Here is a 22672-nt window from a genome sequence, read left to right as displayed (position 1 = left end):
AAGGTTAGAAAATGTATTTGACTCCGGCTCCATACTGGAAATGGCAGCGGCCGGAAGCGCCACCCCATACAAAACGTTCACGCAGGCGTATCAGCAGGGCTATCCTGTCCGACAGGTATCCCTCCGCTTCCAGTGTCACCGCGCCTCCATAGATGAAGGACTCATACTTGCGCAAGGAAGCTCCGTCATCCAACAGGCGGTTTCCGTTGTTCACGGCCTCGTAGCCCAGCAAGGCGGAAGCGCCGAGGTTCAGAAAGAAAGACTTGCCGGATGTGGAAAGGATTGTATGATAATAACCGCCTTCCCCTGTATATTGCGACAGTGGGACATACGTGTTCCGGTAAGGGTTATTACGTTGTAGCATCTCACAGCCAAACACCCACTGGTTCCCTTTCTTTGTGTAAGTGGCAACAGCCAGCGAAAAGGCGTAGCCCGCATCATGGCGGTCTGCCCGGCTGTAAAAGCCGTCGGCCATTTCAGCGGTAAAGCGGACGGATTTCATCCCCGGCAGCCGGCGCTGGGCTTCCGCCTGCCCCGTAAAGAGGGCAAGCAGGAGGATAATAAAGATGAAGTTTCTTTTCATGGCACTCATCTTACTTTCAGTTCATTGACAGTCTCGGCGCGTACAAGGTCTTCGTTCTCCACCTCAAACGACTGATGGCGGCCACCCTGTTTCTCGTACATCTCCACGACCAGCTTCTTGCCGTCGGGGATGGTGAACTTGGGCAGGGCGAACACCGTCCGCTCGTTCTTCTTCCCGTCCACACGGGTCACATAGTTGAAGGCACGCAGCGGATAGATAACCTGCTCCTGCATGGCGGTACGCTTCACGATTTTCTTGTCTACAATCTTGAAAGTTACGAAGTCCACATCGAAAGGCACGTGCGTGGCGTTCTTCACCTCGGTATGGAAATAGAGCAGCTCGCCGTGTGCGTAAAGCCCCTTGAGCAGGTATTGAACCCCGAACCGCTTGCTGCCGATGTGCTTGACCTTGCGTTTGTCCTGCCCATACACGGATTTCATGATCAGCCGTACCAGACGGGGCGACTCCCCGGCGAGTTCCTGCAAGTAGATTTCCATCGCATTGTTCGGACGGTTAACCGACTCCCCGTCATGGATGAAGTCGCACATCTCCACGTTCAGCAGCAACGGCTCGTCGGCATACTTGACGTTGAATGTGTAAAAGTTGCCGTCCTCGGTTATCACGCTCATATTGGTTTCACTGCGGAAATGTTTCCGGGTCGCCTTCACACGGATGACGTTTTCCGCACCGTCCGCCTTGCCCGCTATCAGGTTGGGGGAACCCAAATCCACGTATCTTACGGGAGAGGGGAAAATTATATGTACAGTCTTGTCATACGTGATTTCCAGACCATGCGGGGGAATCATTTGGCTGAAGCCGATCTTGCGGCTCAATCCCTCGTAATAATCCCCGCTGCCTTGCTGCGCGTATGCAGCCACTGCGCCCATAATCAGGGCAAACATCATCAGAATCTTCTTCATGTGCGTTCTTGATTGGTTGGTGAATAAATGGTTGGTTTCTTTTCTCTTTTCATTTTTCGGGAGAGTGCAGCAACAGCCGGTGTCCGGCTTTTAGGGTGATTTTCACCGCACGCATTTTCTTTTCCACATATTGCGACACGCCCTGTATTACCCCCTTGCCCACGTCCGAGGCAATCTGCGCCCCGGCATCCGTCGAGATGTTGATGCTGCTCCCCATTGAGGCGCCCATACCCGCGGCTATCTCACGCGCCGCATCATACTCCATCGAGTTCGGCACGAGGATTCCCCGCTGTCCGTCGGCATCATATACCTCCAGTTCCACAGGAAACAGCGTGCCCTTGTATTCCACCGTCTCTACAAGGATGTCCATCCGCTCCCCCTGGATGCGTGTACCGCCGGTCAATACCATCCCTTGGGGAATGAGCCGGTCGTCCACCGCCATCGGCTCCAGTAACCGGATGCGCAACACCTGCCCGTCCGATACGGTCTGCGTGCCGTGTACACAGGCGGCGATGGTATTCCTGCCGGAAGGGAGTGTCCTGCCTATAGGGGTGTGGAAACCGGTATTCCTCTCTCCCGCAAATTCGGCGATGAAATCCTCATTGCCCATAGGTTGTGCAAGCGATGACACCACCTGATTCCGTACCTGTTTCACCGGGCGGACGGCTGTCCTGTCTTTCCGGTCGCTCCGGCCATTCACGGCAGCCGGGGCATCCGGTTGCTTCCCGTTGTACCGGGCGGCCAGCTCGTAAGACTTTTCCAGCAGTGCCATCTTTTCTTCCAGGGTCTGTCCTTCCGGCTGTCCTTCCGCCGGTCTCTTTTCTTTTTCCAGTTCCTCTATACGGCGGAGCAGATCGGCATTTTGTTGGTTTTCATTCCGAGTATATACAGCACCCAGCGAGCGGTTCATATTCCGGTAGGCTTCCGCAGAGGAATGGACGGAGCCGGGGGATTTCCCCGTTTCCGGTTCCGGCGGAAGTTCCGTGTTGGCTTTTCCTGCGGTAAGGCCGGCAGTATCCTGACTGTCCTTGTTGAGCAGCTTGGACATCTCCTGGAAGGTTCCCCTGCGCCATTTTTCCTTTTTAGCCAGTGCTTCCTGCTCGTAGGCGCTTACCTTGTCGCCCTCCATTTCCGAATCTTTCGGCGAGGGCATCTCTACGTTGAATCCCTTGCCCTTTTCCTTTTCCGCCTTCTCCTTTTCCGACGGGCTGAATACCAGCAGGAGAAATCCGGCGCACAGCAGGCAGAAGAACGGATAGACAATATACCTCGCGCGTCGGCGCTTCTCTTCGGGAGTCAGCGGCTTGTCACTCGACAGCCCCAGCCGTTCCCTGATTTTCTGAAAGTCCATTTTCATGTTTCTGGATGTTTGAATGAATGGTTGTTGTTTCCGGCCGTAACATGACGGGCCGGATATGCCCGGTTTTCATGTCGCCCTTCCGTTCCCCCAAACGGGACACGGAAGAGACAACCGAGTACAGGCAGGCTGCCGTGAACAGAAGCGAGACGACACTTGTCAAGACAATGCGCTGCTTCCCGGTCAGCCGGCGGCAGAACAGCCAGATACGGCTGTCCGCACGTTTTAAGACGGCAGGTTTCCCTCTCATCGTTCCACACTCCTTATATCCCTGTTCTCCAGTATGGTGAACTGCTCGATGATGAACCCGTTGGGATTGTCGTCCGAACGCCCCGTATTCTGGAGCGAACAGGAGGTGACAAGGCTTCGCTCGGTCACGTTGCTCTCACGGATGATCAGCTGCCGGGCATATGTACGCGCCTTGTAGGGATAGGCGGCAAAGTCGCACACCACGCTGTCCACGTGTACCACCTGGTTGATGTTGCCCGAAATCAGCCGGTTGTAATATCCCTTTTCGGCAAAGTCCACATAGTAGTGATAGGCGCTCTTGTCCACCAGCTGCAGGGCACGGCCTATATTGTGCTCGATCGCGTCCTTCTGCGGGGAGAGCGAGAAGAACAGCTCGTGAAAACGCCGGACGTGTTCCCGCGCCTCGGCGGGGCGGTTCTGTGAAAGATCCTGCGAGAGGGCGAGCATCAGCGACTTGCCCTTATCCAGCACATAGATCTTTTCCCGTTGCTTCTCGGCGAAACGGTACGAGCTCCACAACGCATAGCCGGTAATGAGCGCACAGCAGCCGGTAAAGACAGCCAGCATCAACCGGATACGCCTGAAGCTGCTCTCAATGTTGGTCAATGACTTGAATTCCATTTAGCGAATGATTGGTTTGAATGAATAAATAAATGTTCCGGTATGACCGGGCGGCTCCTTCCGACAAGTCGCCAACCCGGTAATCCAAGTTGCCGACTCACGGAAACGGGTTGCCATAGAGCCTATTTGCCCCGCAGCCTTCCCCCGATATTCCCCAGTACGGCACCGCCCGTCCCGGCAGCGAAACCGCCCGCTTTCGTGGCCGTGCGGTTCAGGTTACGGCTGAAGTTTCCGGCTCCGCCCGCCTGTACGATCCAGCCCGCCACCGTCGGGACGGTGAAGTACCCGATAATCCCTATCAGCATGAATATGATATAGACGCTATTTGAGTTGTCTATCGAGTAGTCGGGGTTGTTCTGTAATTCCAGAATGTCATTTTGGAGCATCAGCACCTGGAGCTTGGCGAGCAGGGTGCTGAACAGGTCGCTGACCGGAAGCCAAAGGTAGACGGATATGTACCTCGTGAACCACTGCCCGAGCGTGGACTGGAAACCGTCCCATACGCTGAAGGCGAACGCCACCGGTCCCAGTATGGAGAGCACGACAAGGAAAAAGGTCCTCACGGTGTCTATCAGCAGCGATGCCGCCGCGAATATCAGTTCCAGCAGGCTGCGGAAGGCGTCACGGATTTTCTTCTCCAGATTGTACATCCCCACCTCCACGTACATGCCCAGGCGGGAGGCGGTATCTATGGTTGACCAGCCCAGCTCGTCCAGCTGACGGTCGAATTCCTCGTCGCTCACCAGGTAGGCGGTTTCGGGATTGCGCAGCATGGCCTCCCTTTCCAGTTCCTCCTTCTGCGCCCTGTACTGTTCCATATCCAGCGTCTGCCCCTCAAGCATCTTGTGCGTACCCTGTACTATCGGGCTGAGCACGGTGTTCAGCGTGCCGAGCACCAGCGTGGGGAAAAGCAGGATGCAGATGCCGATGGCGAAGGGACGCAGCAGGGGATAGACATCTATCGGTTCGGCACGGGCCATCGACTGCCACACGCGGACGGCGACATAGAACAGGGCACCCAGCCCGGCAAGTCCCTTTCCCACGTCCATCATGTCCTTGCAAAGGGGCTGCATATCGTCATACAGGGTCGCCAGTATGGTATGCAGGTTGGCAAAATCTATCGACAACGGCATCATGGCTACCAGTATTTGGAGGTTTCATTCCCGTAAAGCCGCATCACCCGGTCCAGGTCGTTCTTCTTTCTGGCACGGAGATAGCTCACGGCGATGTTCTTGTTCGTGTAATAGCTCACCAGGTTGCGGTAGCGGCGCATCTCATAGTAGCAGCGGTCCACCACGTCCATGCGGTCCTTGTCGGTCATGGAGAGCGTGCTCACGTTGATGACCTGCCTGAGATCCTGCAGCACGCCGTTGCTCTCCTCCAGCAGGCGGGTGTAGCCGAAGGCGATGGCGTCCAGCTCGCGGGGCGAGAAGTTCCCGTCGTTCATCATCTTGCCGAAGTTCGTTACATAGATGTCGGACACGTCGCCCACCATCAGGATGATGTCGCGCACCTTGCGGGCGTCCTGTATCAGGTCGTTCACCGCCTTTAACTGGTCGTAATACTTCTTGGCCTGCTCGTAAATCTTCACCGTCTCCGCAAAGCTGTCGGCCGTATTGACCGCCGTTTTCGAGGTATGGGCGATGTTGTCCGACATGTTGATGATGCTTTGGGCAAGGTTGCCGGGATCGGTCACCACCCACTGGGCATTGGCGCCGGTGCCGCACAGGGCGAGTACCGTTCCGATCAGGAGTGACTTCGCTTTCATGGGCGTTCCTCCTTCCGCACATAGTCACCGTTCGGGGAGAAGGTCAGCACGTCGGCGGCCTCGTTGTAGGAGATGTCGATGCGGTGCCCCGTGTTGATGAACAGGTTCCCGTTCTCCTCAACCAGCAGGTAGGTCTGAGGCCTGAGACGGCGCATCTTTCCGCTACGGGCGAACACCGTCACCTTGTAGGCTTCCCCTTCCTTATATACCAGCACGTCCGGCTTGCCTTCCACGCTGCTCCACGAGCCGCAGAGCTTGTCACGGTCGGTGCCGCTCTCCGAGCAGCCTTGCAATACCATGGCGGCCATACCGATCAGGCACACCGCCAGTCTCATAAGGGATTTGTTTCTCATTGTTCTCTTTTTGGGGTTGATACTTGTCTTTGTTCCTCTCGTTTTCTCTCTGCCATCCGGCGGATGGCAAGTTCCAGGTTGCCGTCCAGCTCCTCGGCAAGCCGTTGCACTTCCAGTTTCTCGGACTCTTCCGTCGTGAACGTGAAATACTCTTCCGCGCTCACTTCCGTAGCATAGACCGCCGAACGGGTGCCGCCAAGCCCTATCCAGACTTCACGGTAAAAACGTCCGGGATGGTTCGCCTGGTTGATGGAGAGTATCTGGCTTTTCTCTTTCTCCGTCAGGCCGAGCAGCCGCTGGATATGCTCGAACTTGTTCATGTATTTCCGCTGGTCCAGAAGGATCTTGCAGTCGGAGTTGTTGATGATGGCCTCCTTCACAATCGGGGAGCTGATGATGTCGTCCACCTCCTGGGTCACCACAACGGCCTCACCGAAATATTTACGGACGGTCTTGAACAAATATTGGATATAGCCGCTCATGTTGGCGGACATAAGGGCTTTCCAACACTCCTCTATCAATATTACCTTGCGGATTCCTTTCAGACGGCGCATCTTGGCGATGAAGGTCTCCATGATGATCAGCGTCACCACAGGCAGCAGCACCTTGTTGCCGCTGATGTTGTCCAGCTCGAACACGATGAACCGCCTGTTTGTCAGGTCCAGTTCCCTGTCGGAGTTCAGCAGGAAGTCGTAGTCGCCACCCTTGTAGAAAGGCTCCAGCACGTTCAGGAAACCGTCGATGTCGAAATCCTTCTCGCGTACCTTCTTTTCCGCTATCATCCGGCGGTAGTCACCGTCCACGAACTCGTAGAAGCCGTTGAAGTCCGGCCTTGCCTCCCGATTCCCGGTAATTTTACGGATATAGGCGTTCACCGCTCCCGAGAGCGCCACCTCTTCCGAACGTTTCGGCGCCTCGTCCTCCCGTTTCCACAAGGTCAGTATCAGAGTCTTGATGCTCTCGCGCTTTTCCACATCGAACTGTCCGGAATCGGTGTAGAACGGGTTGAAGGATATCGGATTGTCCTCCTCATACGTGATGTAGATGCCGTCCCCGCCGCGTGTGCGGTCGTGGATCATCCGGCACAACCCCTGATAGCTGTTGCCCGTGTCCACCAGCAGGATATGCGCTCCCTGCTCGTAATAGTTGCGCACCAGATGGTTGGTGAAAAAGGACTTGCCGCTGCCGCTTGGTCCCAGGATAAATTTGTTGCGGTTGGTGATGATGCCCCGTTTCATCGGAAGGTCGGAAATGTCCACGTGCACCGGAATGCCGTTCTGCCGGTCCGCCATGCGGATGCCGAACGGACTGGGAGAACTTCTGTAATTGGTCTCCCCGGCAAAGAGGCAGACCGCCTGCTCCAGGAACGTGTAGAATGACTCTTCGGCAGGAAAGTCGCCCGCATTGCCCGGAATGCCCGCCCAGTAAAGCACCGGGGTGTCGACGGTGTTGTAACGGGGGGTGCATTCCATCATGGCAAGCTGGCTGCCCGTGTCGTTCCTGATACGGCGGAACTCCTCCGCATCCTCCGCCCAGGCGATGACATTGCAGTGGCATCTGACGGGAAGCACTCCCTTGGTATGCGCCTCGTCCAGATACATCTCCGTCCATTCCTGGTTCACGGCATTGCTCCGGCTGTACCGTGACAGAGAGAGCATGTTGCGCGAGTTCTTCTCCATCATCTGCAGGATTTCCTGCGCGTTGTCGATGAACACGTACTGCGAGTAGATGTGGTTGCAGGAGAGCAGCAGCCCCACGGGTGCGGCGAAGGAAAGGCGGCAGTCGCTCCTGTCGGTGGACATACGCTCGTAGCGCATGTCGGTGGAGAGCTTGCCCGGCAGGTCTTCCGTATCCGAAAGTGTGTGCAGGCAGAGCCGCTTGTCCCCGATACGCATCCGTCCGGGCTTGAGGCAGATGTCCTGCAGCACGGCGGTCCCGTCCTCCATCGAGAGGGAGAGGTATTTCTCCACCAGCCCGGGATGTTCCTTCGTGCCGGTAATCTCCTCCGTTTCCAGGCGGCGCAGCCGGATATGGGCGGAGTCGTTCACGATATGCTCGAACTGCTCCACCGCTTCCAGAAAGCGGGCCGCCATGTCCTTGTCGGTAATCTCCCTGGGCAGCAGGAATCCCCGGCAGAGGGTGCTGAAGTCACTTTGCCGGCGGTTGCGCTCACGGGTGGTCTTTGTCAGATACAGGTAACAGCGGTGGTTCAGGTACGGCCTCTCGTTGAAGTGCCGCTCATAGCTGCGCGAGAGGAAGCTCTGTTCCTCCCCGCCGTTTTGGGGACGGTAGCTCTCCTTCGTGAACCAGTCCTGCTTGCAGACGATGCTGTGCTCGGGCAGTACCCTGGCGGCCTTTATCCAGGTGGAGTGCATGGCCTCATACTCTTCCGCCGTCACCGTGTACAGCTCGGGAAGCTCCACCTCGAAGGCCACGGTCAGGTCGGCGTCCTTGCTCACGATGCAGCCGTTCTCCACCGAGAGCAGGGGGAACTTGCGTTCCAGCGTTTCCGCTTTCAATACATTTCTCATGATTGTCGTTTTTTTCTTTTTGCAAATAATCTGAAAACTCTCTTGCGGTGGATCAGGTAGCGCGGATGGCGTTTCTCCGCCAGCAGCTTCATAAGACCGTGTTCGCCGTAGCGGGCGTTCAGCCGGAACACCGCCCATGCCAGCAGACCGCCGGATACGGTCCCGAAAGGGATGCATATCCATTGGTCCACGCCTGCCAGGTAAAGGATGACTACCGCCAGGAGCACCGTCACCAGACCGCCCGCGAAGACGAACAGGTATTGTGACTTGAGCCCCTTGAACTCGACGGGATTGCCCGCCCCCTTGTTTACAGAATACTCCATACCGCTTAGAGGAAGAAGGAACGCAGGATGGTGGCGGCTACAATCAGAAAGATGCAGGCAAAGAACCAGCTGGCGGCGGTTTTCGAGGTGTCGGGATCACCGCTGGAGAACTTGCCGTAGGTCTTGATGCCGCCCACCAGGCCGAGCACCGCACCGATGGCATAGCACAGTTTGGTGGCGGGATCGAAATACGAGGTCATGAGGCTGGTCGCCTCGTTGATACCGGCAAGGCCCTGGCCTTGGCCCTGCGCGAAAGCACCGGCGGCAATCGCCGCGCACATCACTGAAAAAAGGATTCTTCTCTTCATTGTCGAATCGTTTGGGTAAGACATAAATTTGAATTCGACGGCGAAGATAAAAAGGGATAATACGCTGTTATTCAGAGGTGTCATCAGATGTCGCCAGATGTCATCAGATGTCATCCAACAAGTGCTTTTGCGCGTCTCTACAGAGATTTTCAACACTGTTTTACGTCATTGCGGAGACGCTTACCTCAAGCATAATACATGATTAATTGATGATTTTGGCACAAACATGGATTGTTCAAACGGTTACATGTTTTTCTGTACCATTTATATAATTGCCATACAAAAGCCAGCAAATTCCATAAAGTTGATTTCTTGTCAAAAACGACTATTATTGATATTGGATTAAAATAGCTATATTTGCATATCAAACGCAGTTTTATGGCCAATGTAAACAGGTTAAAAATAGTATATCATGTAGTAGTGTATAAAGAGAGTAACAATATCACACCTTGATAAGGCATTTTTAAGTAATATATCTGTTTATATTCAAGAACAGCCAAACAGAGAACAATAACTTTCATACTTATAAGTATGAACAATGAAATTATTGTGCCTGAAACAAAACGAACAAAATATGAGGCCGTAAAATAAAGCATGATGCAACAATTGCTTACGGGCAAAATATTTAATCAGTTAGTGTATGAAGAAAAAACTTAAAGATTTGTATTGCCAACGCCCTCATGTCGTGATAGTTGGAGCTGGTGCTTCAAGAGCGGTCATGGGAAAATCTTGCCCGACGATGAATGAAGCCATTGAACAGGTTGGGTTAGATAGGATCCTTGAAGGATTTATGTTAGAAACGAAAAGCAAGAATCTTGAAGATATATATAGTGAGCTGTTTAGACGTGGTGATGAGTGTAAAAACGCACGGATAGCAATGGAAAAAAAACTTTATGAATATTTTTCAAATGTGCAGCTTCCATCCTTCTTGACCATCTACGACCTTTTGATTCTTTCGCTCACAGAAAAAGACTGCATTGTATCCTTCAACTGGGATAGTCTGCTTATCCAAGCATATAACAGAGTGGCAAAGATTACCTGGAACAGACCAAAGATTCTGTTCTTGCATGGAAATGTGGGGGCTGGTGTGTGCAAAGACTGTATGACCTTTGGTCTTATACAAAACTATTGCAGAAAGTGTGGCAAACCATACAACGCTGTTCCTTTGCTGTATCCTGTAGAACAAAAGGATTACAACAGCGACAGCTTTATCCGTGACCAATGGAGTGTTGCAAAGTACTACATATCGAAAGCAGGCAAGGTAACAATCTTTGGGTATAGCGCACTTTCTTCTGATAAGGAGGCAAGTGAAATACTTAAAGCTGCGTTCTCTAAACATGATGGTGTTCATAGATTGGATGCAGTGGAAATAATTGAACGTCCCGGATTCAACGCGAATGAAATATCAGAAACTTGGCAGTATTTCTTTTCATTGACCAATTACCATTCTGACATTGTGGACTCCTTTTATAATAGCTACTTGGCGCAGGCACCTCGCCGTACCTTGCAATACCAATACCAACAATTCATTAGAGGATGGTGGGGACAACCAAAGATACACTTCTCAAAACAAGATACTTTTGAGTCGGTGGAAACGCTTTTAAAGCCACTTCTTGTAAATGAAGAGCAAGGAGATTATTCTATAATTTAAGTCAATAACACTAACATCATCATTACAACCGAATGAATAGACTTGTTATCATAGGAAACGGATTTGACATGGCACATGGCTTTAAAACAAGTTATATGGATTTTATCAACTGGTATTGGGACCAACGAGTGTATACTTTTTCCGGTAATACTACAAATGTATCAGAAGATTGCCTTTGCCGTTTGGTTATCAAAGATAATGTAGGCATTAATTGCTGGAATGTTTTTGTCTTCAACAACTCATGTTTTTTTAAGGATATCTATCGTAAAGAAAGATACTCAGGAAGCGAAGTTATTCAGTATATCAAGGACCAACCAAACATTTTTTCTATTGAATGTTGCCCTTTTTTTAAAACTATTCTGCAATCAATAGAAACCAAAGGATGGGTGGATATTGAAAACGACTATTACCAACTGTTGAAAGTTGGCATGGATAGCCCTGGTTGTAATTATACAATCAGTGAGTTGAATGAACAATTTGCATTCCTTCAAGAAAAATTAATTGAATACCTCCATACAATAGAAACAGACAATGTAAGGAATGACCTTCAAAATGCAATAATTGACTTCTTTGATCCTGCTGATTTCTCAACAGAAGGAAAAAAGAAAGCTCTGGATAACATTGGGCTGGATATATCCAGCCTTGCAGATGTTGAATACAATTATGGAGAACGCGATAAACTTATCCCTAAACGTATCATGTTGCTGAGTTTCAACTATACAAAAACAGCTAAGATGTATGGTAACTTTAATATTACCCACAATTATATTCATGGCGAATTAGAAAAACCTGAAAATATAATTTTTGGCTATGGGGATGAACTTGACAAAAGTTACCAGTCTATTCTTGATATGAATGACAATGAGTTACTTAGATATGTCAAATCCGTTAAATATTTAGAAACAAGACATTATCATGATTTGCTCGAATTTCTTTTAGCTGCACCTTTTCAAGTTTTGATAATGGGGCATTCTTGCGGAAATTCAGACCGAACATTACTAAATACCGTCTTTGAACATGAAAACTGTGTTTCCATAAAGCCGTTTTATCATAAATGGGAAGATGGCAGAGATAATTACTTGGAACTTGTTCAAAATATTTCCCGAAACTTTACTAATATGAAGTTATTCAGAGATAGAGTTGTGAACAAGGAGCAATGCAAAACCATGTAATGGAACACTAAATTTAAATGTGATTTTTTCTATGATATCTTGTTATGCACATAAAGTACGACAAAAATATTGTGCAAAAGGAAGCAGGGAAACGGATTTTCATCCATTAGAAAAAGTAAGGAGCTGGCTTGGTAAGCAGCTCCTTACTTTTTTATAGTCGTTTATAGGTCTCTTATAAAGAAATTTCATTTAATAAATTGAGTTATAGTTTTTCCTGTCAGCAAATCAGGATAATTTCATTCTTTTACTTTTGAATCGTAAGCAACAGTGAGGAAGTATCCGATTTTCTGAGTTGTCCCCGTGATTTCTATGTTTTGAGTGTTTGTTCCTTTCTATGACCCTTAACAAAAGACAAACTTCAACCTTTTTCATAGATTATAGAAAAATACAAAGTTGGGTACATAATGAATATCCTATATATAATATTCAACAATATGGAATTTTGTGGCATAATAGCATATTACTTTCAGACCAGCTTCCTCCAGTCTGCGACAGGTTTGGAAACGTTCCTCTCTTTTTTTAAAGGCAGAGCATTCCCTTCCTCATCCACATACCTTTCCATCAGCTCCTCTATCAGTTTCTTGTTCTCCACCTGGGAGGAGAACAGCTCGAACATGTCCGTTTCCCGGATGGCACGCAGTGTCATGGCGGCCCGGTATGATTTGTCCTCATCCGAACCGGCACCGTCCAGATTAAGCAGCACGTCACCTACATTGAGCAGGTCGGCAGGAGTGACTGCCGGAACAATGGCTTCCGCCTCGGGAGAACGGCTGTCCAGCTCCTCCTGTTCGTCTTTCAGCATTCTCATCTCCTCCAAAGGCAGTTTGCATTCCACTTCATCTTCCGGAATATCCTCATCCTTGCCGATAAGGTCGCTTCCCATTTCCAGTTGCTGGCTCATGTAAGGGGCAACGGTCTTTCCGGCATTCTCATCCAGATAGACAAAACGGGTGGCCCCCATCACATCTGCCGCATTTTCCGGATTCCGGTGGTGGCCCTTCTCCATTTCCGGTTTCTTACGGGGAGTATAAAGCAGATCGCATATCTTACCTATTCTCTTTTTCTGCTCCCATACCTTATATAATAGATAAGCGGTACAGCCGAGCCGTATTGACAAATAAACTATTTCTTCCATTCTATCGGTTTTTGTGTGGCTTCCTGATTATATATCTCATTGATGATGTCCTGGTACCTTTCCAGATGGTCTGACAGGACGCTGCTTAGAAACATCGGGACGGACATGTCCGGCGCAATGACCGGCAGCACCCTGGCAACCGCCCTATACAGGGAATCGTGGATATAGGTCTGCCTTCTGGTACCCGTCAGCTTTGCTTCCAGAAAACGCAGCCGGTATTCATCGGCACCTGATGCCTCATCCGGAAATTTTCTTGTTTGCTGTTTTGGGGAATCGGCAGAGGTTTTCTTCTCCTGTCTCTCCCGGGAAAGGGAGGGCTTTATTTCCGGAGTCTCAGCCGGAGCTGCTGTTTCCTCCAATGCCGTGACATCCCCCGCCATCATACGCTTCAGGGCATCCTCGTCCACCCGGTAATCCGTTCTTCTCTTGGTAGCCATGATGATTCCTATTTAAGTTTCAGTATGGTTTCCATCTCCGCAACCAGCAGATCCAGATTGCTGCCTTTCAGTGCGGCGGCTGATGGAGGGAACAAGGTGCTGCGGAACAGGGACCCCTTCATCCCGGAATCTTTGTTGTAGCGTTCCGCACTGGGAATGACGGTCTCCAGCACCGGCAGTTTCAGAGAGCGGAAAATTTCGGTATAGCCGTTATACAGCCCTTTGGACACCCGTTTGTCCATCCGGTTCCAGAACATATGGATGCCACGCAAGGGTACGTCCGCATGCCGGTGCATGTATTCCCTGATGGCAAGGACAAAAGACATGCTGCTCCGCATTACCATCCTTTCCTGTGTAATCGGAGTGAATACATAGTCCATATTGATTACGGACTGGAAGACACCGGGCACATTCACGGTACCGGGGAGGTCAAAAAGGACAAGGTCATAGTCCAGCTCCGACTTTTCGAGAAAGCGGCCGGCCGTCTCCCTGGCTTCCTCCGGGGTGGAGTTCAGGATGCTGTAGGCTTTCCTGCCGCTTGTTCCGAACTGTTCCACCAGCAGGTTTTGCAGATGCACGTTCTTTTCAATGTTCCCCACTTCCCAGTCCCGCATGGCACTGATGCTGTGCTGTGGATAATCACAATCCACCACAAGTACGTTATATCCGTTCAGGTAATGGAAATAACTGGCGAGCAACACGGTGAACGTGGATTTTCCCACACCGCCTTTCTGATTGCTCAAAGCGACAAATAAAGGTTCTCTCTTCATAGGCTTGAATTTAGAGTGTATGACTTGTTTCATATCTGTCTGGATTTTTTCGTTTCATCACACGGCAATGCATCCGTTGGTATATGGCAATGACGCATTGCTTGCCTGTTTGCATGAATACATTGCATACCATATCGCATCAGTGTAATGCCGGTTGCCGGAGGGTGTTGCCGTATAAGGTGCATTGCATTCATGCAATATGGAGTTCAATGTACCCCATACTGCATTGCACGGATGCAATGTGTCCCGTCATGCAGGACTGCCATGCGGCATATATGGCATTGCGCATACATGGATGATACCGCATTCGCGTCATGCACCACCTGTGGCAGGCAAGCAATACACCTTACAGGACAATGTTCCAATGTATGCCCTCATGCACTGTGCCAAAAGTAGCGGCTATTTTTGAAACTTCCGCCAACATTTCCCCTACCTGACATCAGATGTCGTCAGATGTCATCAAATGTCATATCAAGCACTGTTTACCAATCGGTTATCACTGTCTAATTTTGCAAAACCGGAATCAGACAATGGAAAGGAACTGACTTCGCCGGACCACAGCACGCCGTGAACGTCGCGCAGCAATCCGACGAAGGAGGATTCTCTGTTCAAGCGAACAGAGCAAGTTGTGTCCTTGTCCGACAAAAAGTCTTTTGTCCGACAAGAACCAACTTGCCCGCCCCTTCCCGGGGCGGGGGAATCCGCTCCAAAGTCGCGGATTCCGGAAGAGAAAAAAGTACAAACCAAAAATCTCATGTGCATGGAGAGAACAACAGGGACAAGGACGGGCAGAAAGCCCAAGAGTGATCCGGCGGACCGCAAGTACAGCTTCCGCCTGAACGCCGAGGAGAACACAAGATTTGAAAAGTTGCTGGCGGATTCGGGAGCCGGAGACCGCACGCTGTTCATCAAAAAATCCATCTTTTCGGGACAGATTAAAGTCGTGAGAATCGACAAGGCTACAATGGACTATTACATCAAACTGACCGAGTTTCACAAACAGTTTCAGGCTGTCGGAAACAACTACAACCAGGTCGTCCGCGCCTTAAAGAACAATTTCGGGGAGAAACGGGCGATGGCATTGCTCTACAGGCTGGAGAAACTGAGCGTCGAACTGATGCTTGTCTGTAAAAAAGTCATGGCGCTAACCCAGGAATACGAGCGGAAATGGTTGCAAAAATAAGTCATGGCATGAACCTTTACGGGGCACTCGCCTACAACCACGACAAGGTGGCGGCGGGTACCGCCGAGATTCTTTCGGGCAGCCGTATGATTTCCGACAGGCTTGGATTGCCAAGCGAGGACATACGCCTGGCGTTGCTCTCTTTCGAGAACTACCTGCTGGCAAACCGCAACACGGAGAAGCCCGTCCTGCATATCTCCCTTTCCCCGGCACCGGAAGACCGTCTGAGCCACACACAGCTGGAAGAACTGGCGGCAAGATATATGGAAAAGATGGGGTATGGCGACCAGCCATACATTGTCTACAAACATGCCGATACCCACAATGCACACATCCATATCGTCAGTGTCTGTGTGGACGGACAGGGGAAAAAGATCAGCGATGCCTACGAGTACCGCCGTTCCATGACCGCCTGCCGGGAACTGGAAGCGGATTTCGGCCTGCGCAACGGGGCGGACACGGAAAGGCGGAATCCGAAAGCGGAGCTGAGGAAGGTGGACGCTTCCTTGGGGGATGTCCGCCATCAGGTAGGCAATACCCTTAAAGCCGTATTGGAAAGCTACCGTTTCCAAACCTTCGGGGAATACAATGCGCTGCTTTCCACGCTCAACATCGAGGCGAAACAGGTCAGGGGAGAATACAACGGTACACCATATACCGGTATTGTCTATTCGGCCACGGATGATACAGGCAAGGTGGTCAGCCCGCCGTTCAAGAGCTCCCGATTTGGGAAACGCTTCGGAAATGAACAGTTGGAAAAGCGGATGCTGATGAACCTGAAAGACCTCAAGGACGGGAAATGGGCACCGTCCATACAGGCGGACATCGTTCGTGCCTTGCGGCAGGCGGATTCACGGAAACGGTTTGTGGAACTGCTCGGGCAAAGGCGTATTGATGTGGTTTTCCGCGAGAATGAGCGGGGACGTATCTATGGTGTCACCTTTATTGACCACAACCGTCGGGAGGTGTTCAACGGCTCACGCATGGGCAAGGAGTTTTCCGCCAATGTGTTCAACGACTATTTCAAATGGCTGGAAAACATACCCGAAAAGGAACGGGGTGGACATTCCGCTACAGAGCTTTGGCAGCATCACCGTCACGAATCCTCTAGCACGCTCGAACTGGCGGCAGGCATTCTTTCTATGGAAACCAATCCGCGGGATTACGAGGAGGAAGCCTTTGCACGCCGCATGAAGAAAAAGAAGAAGGCCGGACGCAAGCGTGGCATTTAGACAAAACAAGTATCAACCCATTTATATACAATCCTTATGCAACAGGAAGACGATTTGAGGGCCCTCGCTAAGATAATGGAATTCGGCAGGGCTGTGAGTATTTTTCTTTTGGTGGTGCACGTCTATGTGTACTGCTATCCGAGCATGACCGCATGGCATCTGAATCTTGCGGTCATAGACAAGATTCTGGTAAACTTCAACAATACGACGGGTATTTTCAACTGTATTCTCTGGACCAAGCTGTTGGCAGTGACTTTACTGGCAATATCCTGCCTAGGAACACATGGAGTTAAAGGTGAAAAAATTACCTGGCCCAAAATCTACGCGGCACTGGTAGCCGGATGCGTGCTGTTTTTTCTGAACTGGTGGCTGCTTGACCTGTCCCTGCCGCACATGATAAGCACCATACTGTACGTTGTAACACTTACCGCAGGTTACCTCGGTCTACTGATGGCGGGATTGTGGATGAGCCGGCTTTACAGGCATAACCTGATGGGTGATGTGTTCAATATCGAAAATGAATCCTTCCAGCAGGAAACCCGGTTGTTGGAGAACGAGTATTCCGTCAACCTGCCCACCAGCTTCCGCTTTCAGGGAAAACAGCATGACGGATGGATCAACGTGGTAAATCCCTTTCGTGCCACCATCGTGCTTGGCACGCCCGGATCGGGCAAGTCGTATGCCGTGGTAAACAATTACATACGCCAGATGATTTCCAAAGGATACAGTTGTTATATCTACGATTACAAGTTCGACGACCTCTCCACCATCGCTTACAATACGTTGTTGAACAACATGGACAAGTACAAGGTCAAGCCCCGGTTCTATGTCATCAATTTCGACGATCCGCGCAGGTCACACCGCTGCAATCCCATCAATCCGAAATTCATGACGGATATCTCCGATGCGTATGAGGCGAGTTATACGATAATGCTCAACCTCAATCGCACCTGGATTGAAAAGCAGGGGGATTTCTTTGTGGAGTCACCCATCATTCTGCTTGCCGCAATCATCTGGTACCTAAAAATTTACAAAAACGGTATTTATTGTTCCTTTCCGCATGCGGTGGAACTGCTTAACAAGCCTTATTCGGATTTGTTTACCATCCTGACCTCGTATCCGGAGCTGGAAAACTACCTTTCCCCCTTCATGGATGCCTGGAAAGGGGGCGCCCAGGACCAGCTCCAGGGCCAGATCGCTTCGGCAAAAATTCCCCTTACGCGCATGATTTCCCCACAGTTGTATTGGGTGATGACAGGTAATGATTTTTCGTTAGACATAAACAACCCGAAAGAGCCCAAGCTGCTTTGCGTGGGTAACAATCCGGACAGGCAGAACATCTACTCGGCGGCACTTGGACTATACAATTCCCGCATCGTCAAACTCATCAACAAGAAAGGACAGCTTAAGAGCACTGTCATCATTGACGAGCTGCCGACCATCTATTTCCGTGGATTGGACAACCTCATCGCTACCGCCCGAAGCAACAAGGTGGCGGTCTGTCTCGGCTTTCAGGATTTTAGCCAGTTGAACCGCGATTACGGTGAAAAAGAGTCGAAGGTCATCCAAAACACGGTAGGCAATATTTTCAGCGGTCAGGTGGTTGGAGAAACCGCGAAGACGCTTTCCGAACGTTTCGGCAAAGTGCTCCAGCAGCGGCAGTCTGTCTCCATCAACCGCCAGGATGTATCCACCTCCATTAGCACACAACTTGACTCGCTCATCCCGGCTTCCAAGATTGCCAACCTGTCCCAGGGTACATTTGTCGGAGCCGTTTCCGACAATTTTGGCGAAAAGATAGACCAGAAAATATTCCATGCTGAAATCATTGTGGACCATGCCAAAGTCGGCACGGAGGAAAAGGCTTACCGGAAAATCCCTGTCATCAATGAATTTAAGGACAAGGATGAAAACGATATCATGATGCAGCAGATACAGCGCAACTACGACCAGATTAAATTGGATGCTCAGGCAATCATTAATGAGGAAATGAACCGAATCAAAAATGATCCGGAGTTATGTGAACGGTTGGGGTTAAAAGATGATACCTCACACAAGTAAAATCTGTCTAATTCAAAATAAACATAACATCTGAAAAGATTATTCTCCTTTAAGTACTGTTGTTCTTCTTTTCAGATGTTAGTATACCTTCCTTTATGACAATGATATTAGGATATTTCTAAGGTTTATTAATATTCCTGATGCGATTTTCTCGATCAATCAATTTATTAATATCAATATCTTGAATATTAATTATGGTTATAAGTCCAAACATAGAAATGCTTTCGTTACGTACAAACTCATTCAATTTCTTAGCCTCTTGATAAACTTTATCTATCCAATGATACGACGCTATTGTCTCATAATATTTACTCCCCAATAAGCCGTTCTCTCTGAATTTAACATTGGCTTCAAGAGTATAACGAACCCCCACGGATATATCATCCAACTTTTCATCAAGGATAAAATTGGCAATATCTTGAAAATTCGCCGTGTCAACTTTTGACAAGAGATTGCTTAAATTGTGAGTCCGAATAATTTTATACGTTGATTTTTCATCAGAGTCACTTCTCAAAAAAATCAAAGATTTCAAACTGCACTCAAAAGAAAATAATAAATCCACCAATATTTTACTACGTGTACTTATATTTGTAAACACATTTATTAAAGCCCTATATCGTGCTAAATAGCCAGAACTATCTGTCAAGAAAAAATCTGATATTTCTTTTCTTAAATCATCGTCCATAATCAAAATATTAAATCAGTTAATCCGTATTAATAAATTGCACTTTATTCCTTTTTCGATTTTAACTTTCACGTTGTTCTATAAACACATATTTGCTCAATTTAAGAATTAAGCAGAACAAGACAACAACTTTGTCTAACGAATAATCTTCGATTTGAAGTAAAGAATGTGCTACCTCATTTCTCAAATTCCAGCCTATTTTCTCTGACATTACATATTTGAGCATGGTAAGATGATCTTTGACAAAACTAGAAGGGCTCTCTGGAGTTCCCTTAAGATCTGCAATAATATCATCAAAAAGTTTTTCCATTATGACATCTCCATCTTTTGAACGTCTCTTAGCAAAAGTGGGTATTTTAAGTTTCTCAATAAAAAATCTCAAAAGACCTTCAATCTTAAGTGTTAAGCTATCTATAATAGTGACATAATCAGGGATATAACTTCCTTCAGCTTGTTTAAGTTCATCAAAGATTCTCTTTAATCCAGGTTTAACAGTATCTAAAGGAACAACACAAACCTTTTTACCATTATAGTTTCTCTCAATAGGTTCATTTAACCATGTTTTTTCCAAATAGTTTAAAACTGAATCGTATGATAACTTTTGAGAGTCAATGGCTGCCATAAATAATTTAAGCATTTTTAATGTACCAATTTTGAAAAAGAAACTATATGTAGACCAAAATTTCCCTTCTGCCGGTGTATATGTTTTAACGGTGTTGCCATATCTGTCTATACTTGACAAAGGAAGGATATCTATAAGTCCATTATCCGTTGCATCAGATAAAGTTTGGATAGAATCGTCTGTTTCATACCAAGGAGTCTCTGCAAATTGATCTAACAATTCATCTACAGAACAAGTCTCTATAGTCTGTTTTACAGCTTTGTCAATTGCCTTTATATAATCATCTGGAATTGGAATGGAAGTTTCTGTCAATTGGAAAGTATTTCTCTTTTCAGAGTATAACTCTTCCATCTCTTTTATTTTTCCATTGTCCTTTATTTTAAGATAAATATCCAAAGCTAATTTTATAAAATGCATTGAAGCTATATCTTCCTGCCTGCTTTTGGCAATCTGTTCATATACCTCAGCTCTCTGTTTTAAAGAATCTTCTATTGAAAGATTTATTTTTTGTTTTAACTTATCCGTAAATTCAATAGCATCTGCGGCCATATAAAGATTATCTTTTTCTATCAAGCTGATAGCATATTTATTACGCTCTATAACTTTTTCAAAGTCTATGTATTTTTTACAAATGCTATAATGCTCTAACATGAACCTTGAATAATTTAAAGGAACATGTTTTGTGTTATCATTTACACTCCAATGTTGCTGTATATCAAAAACTTGTTCAATGATTGCCTTTTGACAATCTTCAAACTTACTATTTATTGCAATTTGTAAAGCCAATTCCAAACGATTAAGAACATATCCCAATTTGAAATATTCTCCTTTTTGAGCTTCACCATAATATTCTTGAGCTAAGGAGATTAATTCGTTGCATAACTGAAGCTTGAAACTGTTATTTTTCGACCAGTCTGTTTTTTGTCCGAAATATACCATCAAACCATATTCGGTTTTTGCATAGAGATTATTCGTTTTTTTATAACGCTGCTCAAAGAACTCGAAATTTTCTTTAGTAAGATTTCTAACATCAGGCCAATAAAAAGGTATTTTGTTTCCATTTGCCATATCTTGTGTTCCTGCCATTTGCCACGATAATCCTTTAATTGTCCCCTTTGTTTCATCATCTTGAAACTCAAAAGACTTTCTTATTAAAAAAACTTGTCGATCTAATTCTGCTTGCAAAGCAACATTAATCATATCTTTTTCACAAAGTTCACTTATTACTTTTTGAAATTCATTATTAATTGTAGATGAGTCCTTATTCTTATAATTTACAGAATCAAAATTCTTTAAGAACTCTTCATATATACCATATTCACTCTTATTTTCCATCTTTCCAGTATTTAATTGTTTTTTTTGAGAATACTTCCGTGGAGAACGCATAAATCGCTTTCCTTTCTTTGTTCTACTGTCACCTTTTCCCATATTAACATTTACAATGTTATCATCCAAATTTCACAACAACCTCCACAACCTCTCCACGTTCCCTCCACACATCCAACACCCGTGCAGGAATCCCATGGTTGAAGCAGCATTGGATAAACTCCATCCCGATAAACACTCCTGTATTGTATTCCCCGACATTATCTCCGTCATTTTTGCAGAAGGTTACGGTTCCTTTCATCTCCTCATTCCTTCTCTTGCGGTATTGCGCCTCCTTTTCAAACATCATAAAGACTTCTCCTCTGACAATCTGCACCTGTTGGCCTCCGGTTTGTAGGAATTGCAGGTAGCTCTCCAGCAGGTCTTCCGGGCATCCGCTATGGGATAGCATGTTTCTTATCCCTTGTATCTGAATCGAATTTTCCATTGCTTTTTATTTGGCTATGATTATCTTTTTATCCTTGATGACAAGTGTGTCTTTCCCGCCATGATTCGTCAGGCTTACATCCTTCAAGTCAATGCGGCTGTTGGAGATGGAGAACTCCTGATGAATCGTATCATTCCGCAGGAAGTGGATGTCCTGCTTGTACAGGTTCGGAATGGAAAAGAACAAAGTGATTATCCCGATAAAGCACAGCACCATCAATACCGTAAAGGTTACAAACCAGCGTTGGTATTTACGGTCTTCCACAACCTTTACTTCAATAGGAAATGGAGATTCCTGATAGCTCACCCGTTTCTGTTTCCATGTTACTCTGCAACGTAGGTTCGAGAACTCATGCAGACTGAACAGTTCCGGCAGTTCCTGTAAGAAATGCAGGTATTGTTTGGTTTCCATCAGCACTTCCAGCTCCACGGTTACGCGGATGACACTGCGTTTCATTATCTTGGGTTTCCCCGATGCGCCTGCGGGCTTGGCGACATTGATGGGACGGATGTCCGATGCTCCGTTATCCATGCTCATGGCAAGCTCCATTCCGGTGTTTCCTAAAGAGGGGGCATCTGTAGGATGGGTTCCAAAAGATGAAGAACTTTCTGCACCTTCATATTCCGCTATCAGGTCTGCTATTTCGCGCACTTCAGTTACTGCCACATTCTTTGCCTCTGCATTGGCAAAGGTTTCCACTTTGGTCTTGACCATATCGGTCAGAAAGGCTTTTATCTTGTCTTCGCTTTTCTTATGGATAAGGTAGCTGGGATACTTCTTCGTGAAGTTCCGGGCTACGTTTTCCATATAGTCCATTGCATAATCATAATTACGATCAATAGTCAGAAAAAATACAATGGATAGACTAAACAGGTTGGATGTTTGAAAATCATTCATA

Annotated in this window: 24 protein-coding genes; 6 read left to right on the top strand and 18 right to left on the bottom strand. The window is 47.9% G+C overall.

Going from position 1 to position 22672, the window contains the following annotated elements; all coding sequences use genetic code 11:
* Nucleotides 1–4 precede the first annotated feature (4 nt).
* The 11 genes from HMPREF1534_RS04705 to HMPREF1534_RS0119225 all read right to left on the bottom strand — a co-directional run bounded on the left by HMPREF1534_RS04705 (nt 5) and on the right by HMPREF1534_RS0119225 (nt 9097).
* Nucleotides 5–592, bottom strand: coding sequence for a conjugal transfer protein TraO (locus HMPREF1534_RS04705; protein WP_005828719.1), 588 nt, complete (start codon nt 590–592; stop codon nt 5–7).
* Complete coding sequence (gene traN, locus HMPREF1534_RS04710) at nt 589–1503, bottom strand: conjugative transposon protein TraN (protein WP_005828721.1); 915 nt, start codon at nt 1501–1503, stop codon at nt 589–591. Before traN ends, HMPREF1534_RS04705 begins: the two co-directional genes overlap by 4 nt.
* A gap of 49 nt (nt 1504–1552) precedes the next feature.
* A complete protein-coding gene (gene traM, locus HMPREF1534_RS04715) occupies nt 1553–2860 on the bottom strand; it encodes a conjugative transposon protein TraM (protein ID WP_005828723.1) in 1308 nt (435 codons plus the stop codon).
* Entirely contained in the window at nt 2811–3110 is a 300-nt protein-coding gene (locus HMPREF1534_RS19960) for a TraL conjugative transposon family protein (RefSeq protein WP_005828724.1), read from the bottom strand. The genes traM and HMPREF1534_RS19960 overlap by 50 nt, the downstream gene beginning before the upstream one ends.
* Nucleotides 3107–3730 carry a conjugative transposon protein TraK gene (traK, locus tag HMPREF1534_RS04720; protein WP_005942832.1) on the bottom strand — a complete coding sequence of 208 codons (624 nt, stop codon included), beginning with the start codon at nt 3728–3730 and terminating at the stop codon, nt 3107–3109. Before traK ends, HMPREF1534_RS19960 begins: the two co-directional genes overlap by 4 nt.
* 122 nt (nt 3731–3852) lie before the next feature.
* Nucleotides 3853–4866 (bottom strand): conjugative transposon protein TraJ, encoded by a 1014-nt coding sequence (gene traJ, locus HMPREF1534_RS04725; RefSeq protein WP_005656893.1) that lies wholly within the window; start codon nt 4864–4866, stop codon nt 3853–3855.
* Between the two features lie 2 nt (nt 4867–4868).
* On the bottom strand, nt 4869–5498 hold the full coding sequence (locus tag HMPREF1534_RS04730) for a DUF4141 domain-containing protein (RefSeq protein WP_005656895.1): 630 nt from the start codon (nt 5496–5498) through the stop codon (nt 4869–4871).
* On the bottom strand, nt 5495–5851 hold the full coding sequence (locus HMPREF1534_RS04735) for a DUF3876 domain-containing protein (protein ID WP_005636939.1): 357 nt from the start codon (nt 5849–5851) through the stop codon (nt 5495–5497). The genes HMPREF1534_RS04730 and HMPREF1534_RS04735 overlap by 4 nt, the downstream gene beginning before the upstream one ends.
* Nucleotides 5848–8382 carry a TraG family conjugative transposon ATPase gene (locus HMPREF1534_RS04740; protein WP_005828729.1) on the bottom strand — a complete coding sequence of 845 codons (2535 nt, stop codon included), beginning with the start codon at nt 8380–8382 and terminating at the stop codon, nt 5848–5850. The genes HMPREF1534_RS04735 and HMPREF1534_RS04740 overlap by 4 nt, the downstream gene beginning before the upstream one ends.
* Complete coding sequence (locus tag HMPREF1534_RS04745) at nt 8379–8705, bottom strand: DUF4133 domain-containing protein (RefSeq protein WP_005656899.1); 327 nt, start codon at nt 8703–8705, stop codon at nt 8379–8381. Before HMPREF1534_RS04745 ends, HMPREF1534_RS04740 begins: the two co-directional genes overlap by 4 nt.
* A gap of 5 nt (nt 8706–8710) precedes the next feature.
* Complete coding sequence (locus tag HMPREF1534_RS0119225; protein ID WP_074668503.1) at nt 8711–9097, bottom strand: DUF4134 domain-containing protein; 387 nt, start codon at nt 9095–9097, stop codon at nt 8711–8713.
* Between the two features lie 556 nt (nt 9098–9653).
* Between HMPREF1534_RS0119225 and HMPREF1534_RS04750 the strand changes: the two genes are divergently transcribed.
* Entirely contained in the window at nt 9654–10664 is a 1011-nt protein-coding gene (locus HMPREF1534_RS04750) for a hypothetical protein (protein ID WP_005828735.1), read from the top strand.
* Between the two features lie 32 nt (nt 10665–10696).
* Nucleotides 10697–11836, top strand: coding sequence for an AbiH family protein (locus tag HMPREF1534_RS04755; protein ID WP_005828737.1), 1140 nt, complete (start codon nt 10697–10699; stop codon nt 11834–11836).
* Between the two features lie 466 nt (nt 11837–12302).
* On the opposite strand, the gene HMPREF1534_RS04760 is transcribed toward HMPREF1534_RS04755, so the two are convergent.
* From HMPREF1534_RS04760 to HMPREF1534_RS04770, 3 genes are read right to left on the bottom strand one after another with little or no spacing between them, the layout of a single operon-like run.
* Nucleotides 12303–12971, bottom strand: coding sequence for a DUF4122 family protein (locus HMPREF1534_RS04760; RefSeq protein WP_005828739.1), 669 nt, complete (start codon nt 12969–12971; stop codon nt 12303–12305).
* Entirely contained in the window at nt 12959–13408 is a 450-nt protein-coding gene (locus tag HMPREF1534_RS04765) for a DUF3408 domain-containing protein (protein ID WP_005828741.1), read from the bottom strand. Before HMPREF1534_RS04765 ends, HMPREF1534_RS04760 begins: the two co-directional genes overlap by 13 nt.
* 8 nt (nt 13409–13416) lie before the next feature.
* Nucleotides 13417–14211 carry a ParA family protein gene (locus tag HMPREF1534_RS04770; RefSeq protein WP_005828742.1) on the bottom strand — a complete coding sequence of 265 codons (795 nt, stop codon included), beginning with the start codon at nt 14209–14211 and terminating at the stop codon, nt 13417–13419.
* Nucleotides 14212–14377: 166 nt separating this feature from the next.
* Here HMPREF1534_RS04770 and HMPREF1534_RS19945 point away from each other — a divergent pair, with 166 nt between their 5' ends.
* The 4 genes from HMPREF1534_RS19945 to mobC all read left to right on the top strand — a co-directional run bounded on the left by HMPREF1534_RS19945 (nt 14378) and on the right by mobC (nt 18654).
* Nucleotides 14378–14587 (top strand): hypothetical protein, encoded by a 210-nt coding sequence (locus tag HMPREF1534_RS19945; protein WP_005828745.1) that lies wholly within the window; start codon nt 14378–14380, stop codon nt 14585–14587.
* A 351-nt stretch (nt 14588–14938) separates the two neighbouring features.
* On the top strand, nt 14939–15361 hold the full coding sequence (mobA, locus tag HMPREF1534_RS04775; RefSeq protein ID WP_005942826.1) for a conjugal transfer protein MobA: 423 nt from the start codon (nt 14939–14941) through the stop codon (nt 15359–15361).
* Nucleotides 15346–16593, top strand: coding sequence for a conjugal transfer protein MobB (mobB, locus tag HMPREF1534_RS04780; protein WP_008778751.1), 1248 nt, complete (start codon nt 15346–15348; stop codon nt 16591–16593). Before mobA ends, mobB begins: the two co-directional genes overlap by 16 nt.
* Before the next feature lie 36 nt (nt 16594–16629).
* Entirely contained in the window at nt 16630–18654 is a 2025-nt protein-coding gene (mobC, locus tag HMPREF1534_RS04785) for a conjugal transfer protein MobC (RefSeq protein WP_005942820.1), read from the top strand.
* Nucleotides 18655–18772: 118 nt separating this feature from the next.
* Here the strand turns inward: mobC and HMPREF1534_RS04790 are convergent, their stop codons facing one another.
* The 4 genes from HMPREF1534_RS04790 to HMPREF1534_RS04805 all read right to left on the bottom strand — a co-directional run bounded on the left by HMPREF1534_RS04790 (nt 18773) and on the right by HMPREF1534_RS04805 (nt 22671).
* Entirely contained in the window at nt 18773–19339 is a 567-nt protein-coding gene (locus HMPREF1534_RS04790) for a hypothetical protein (protein WP_005942818.1), read from the bottom strand.
* Between the two features lie 61 nt (nt 19340–19400).
* Nucleotides 19401–21389 (bottom strand): DUF4209 domain-containing protein, encoded by a 1989-nt coding sequence (locus tag HMPREF1534_RS04795; RefSeq protein WP_005942815.1) that lies wholly within the window; start codon nt 21387–21389, stop codon nt 19401–19403.
* 19 nt (nt 21390–21408) lie between these two features.
* Complete coding sequence (locus HMPREF1534_RS04800) at nt 21409–21774, bottom strand: hypothetical protein (RefSeq protein WP_005942813.1); 366 nt, start codon at nt 21772–21774, stop codon at nt 21409–21411.
* A 6-nt stretch (nt 21775–21780) separates the two neighbouring features.
* Nucleotides 21781–22671 (bottom strand): hypothetical protein, encoded by an 891-nt coding sequence (locus tag HMPREF1534_RS04805; RefSeq protein WP_005942810.1) that lies wholly within the window; start codon nt 22669–22671, stop codon nt 21781–21783.
* Nucleotide 22672: the final 1 nt, after the last annotated feature.

Source organism: Phocaeicola massiliensis B84634 = Timone 84634 = DSM 17679 = JCM 13223, from assembly GCF_000382445.1.
Taxonomy (GTDB): Bacteria; Bacteroidota; Bacteroidia; order Bacteroidales; family Bacteroidaceae; genus Phocaeicola; species Phocaeicola massiliensis.
The sequence above is the reverse complement of the archived record's forward strand: the minus strand, read 5'-3'. Positions and strand labels throughout refer to the sequence as shown.

Excerpts from the sequence above, each read along its gene's own strand:
- mobA (WP_005942826.1), top strand. The coding sequence starts at position 14,939 with ATGGAGAGAACAACAGGGACAAGGACGGGCAGAAAGCCCAAGAGTGAT.
- HMPREF1534_RS04730 (WP_005656895.1), bottom strand. The coding sequence starts at position 5,498 with ATGAAAGCGAAGTCACTCCTGATCGGAACGGTACTCGCCCTGTGCGGC.
- HMPREF1534_RS04800 (WP_005942813.1), bottom strand. The coding sequence starts at position 21,774 with ATGGAAAATTCGATTCAGATACAAGGGATAAGAAACATGCTATCCCAT.
- traK (WP_005942832.1), bottom strand. The coding sequence starts at position 3,730 with ATGGAATTCAAGTCATTGACCAACATTGAGAGCAGCTTCAGGCGTATC.
- HMPREF1534_RS19945 (WP_005828745.1), top strand. The coding sequence starts at position 14,378 with ATGGAGTTCAATGTACCCCATACTGCATTGCACGGATGCAATGTGTCC.
- HMPREF1534_RS04735 (WP_005636939.1), bottom strand. The coding sequence starts at position 5,851 with ATGAGAAACAAATCCCTTATGAGACTGGCGGTGTGCCTGATCGGTATG.
- HMPREF1534_RS04770 (WP_005828742.1), bottom strand. The coding sequence starts at position 14,211 with ATGAAACAAGTCATACACTCTAAATTCAAGCCTATGAAGAGAGAACCT.
- HMPREF1534_RS04790 (WP_005942818.1), bottom strand. The coding sequence starts at position 19,339 with ATGGACGATGATTTAAGAAAAGAAATATCAGATTTTTTCTTGACAGAT.
- HMPREF1534_RS04795 (WP_005942815.1), bottom strand. The coding sequence starts at position 21,389 with ATGGGAAAAGGTGACAGTAGAACAAAGAAAGGAAAGCGATTTATGCGT.
- HMPREF1534_RS04760 (WP_005828739.1), bottom strand. The coding sequence starts at position 12,971 with ATGGAAGAAATAGTTTATTTGTCAATACGGCTCGGCTGTACCGCTTAT.
- HMPREF1534_RS04740 (WP_005828729.1), bottom strand. The coding sequence starts at position 8,382 with ATGAGAAATGTATTGAAAGCGGAAACGCTGGAACGCAAGTTCCCCCTG.
- traM (WP_005828723.1), bottom strand. The coding sequence starts at position 2,860 with ATGAAAATGGACTTTCAGAAAATCAGGGAACGGCTGGGGCTGTCGAGT.
- mobC (WP_005942820.1), top strand. The coding sequence starts at position 16,630 with ATGCAACAGGAAGACGATTTGAGGGCCCTCGCTAAGATAATGGAATTC.
- HMPREF1534_RS04765 (WP_005828741.1), bottom strand. The coding sequence starts at position 13,408 with ATGGCTACCAAGAGAAGAACGGATTACCGGGTGGACGAGGATGCCCTG.
- mobB (WP_008778751.1), top strand. The coding sequence starts at position 15,346 with ATGGTTGCAAAAATAAGTCATGGCATGAACCTTTACGGGGCACTCGCC.
- traN (WP_005828721.1), bottom strand. The coding sequence starts at position 1,503 with ATGAAGAAGATTCTGATGATGTTTGCCCTGATTATGGGCGCAGTGGCT.
- traJ (WP_005656893.1), bottom strand. The coding sequence starts at position 4,866 with ATGATGCCGTTGTCGATAGATTTTGCCAACCTGCATACCATACTGGCG.
- HMPREF1534_RS19960 (WP_005828724.1), bottom strand. The coding sequence starts at position 3,110 with ATGAGAGGGAAACCTGCCGTCTTAAAACGTGCGGACAGCCGTATCTGG.
- HMPREF1534_RS0119225 (WP_074668503.1), bottom strand. The coding sequence starts at position 9,097 with ATGACACCTCTGAATAACAGCGTATTATCCCTTTTTATCTTCGCCGTC.
- HMPREF1534_RS04745 (WP_005656899.1), bottom strand. The coding sequence starts at position 8,705 with ATGGAGTATTCTGTAAACAAGGGGGCGGGCAATCCCGTCGAGTTCAAG.
- HMPREF1534_RS04750 (WP_005828735.1), top strand. The coding sequence starts at position 9,654 with ATGAAGAAAAAACTTAAAGATTTGTATTGCCAACGCCCTCATGTCGTG.
- HMPREF1534_RS04805 (WP_005942810.1), bottom strand. The coding sequence starts at position 22,671 with ATGAATGATTTTCAAACATCCAACCTGTTTAGTCTATCCATTGTATTT.
- HMPREF1534_RS04755 (WP_005828737.1), top strand. The coding sequence starts at position 10,697 with ATGAATAGACTTGTTATCATAGGAAACGGATTTGACATGGCACATGGC.
- HMPREF1534_RS04705 (WP_005828719.1), bottom strand. The coding sequence starts at position 592 with ATGAGTGCCATGAAAAGAAACTTCATCTTTATTATCCTCCTGCTTGCC.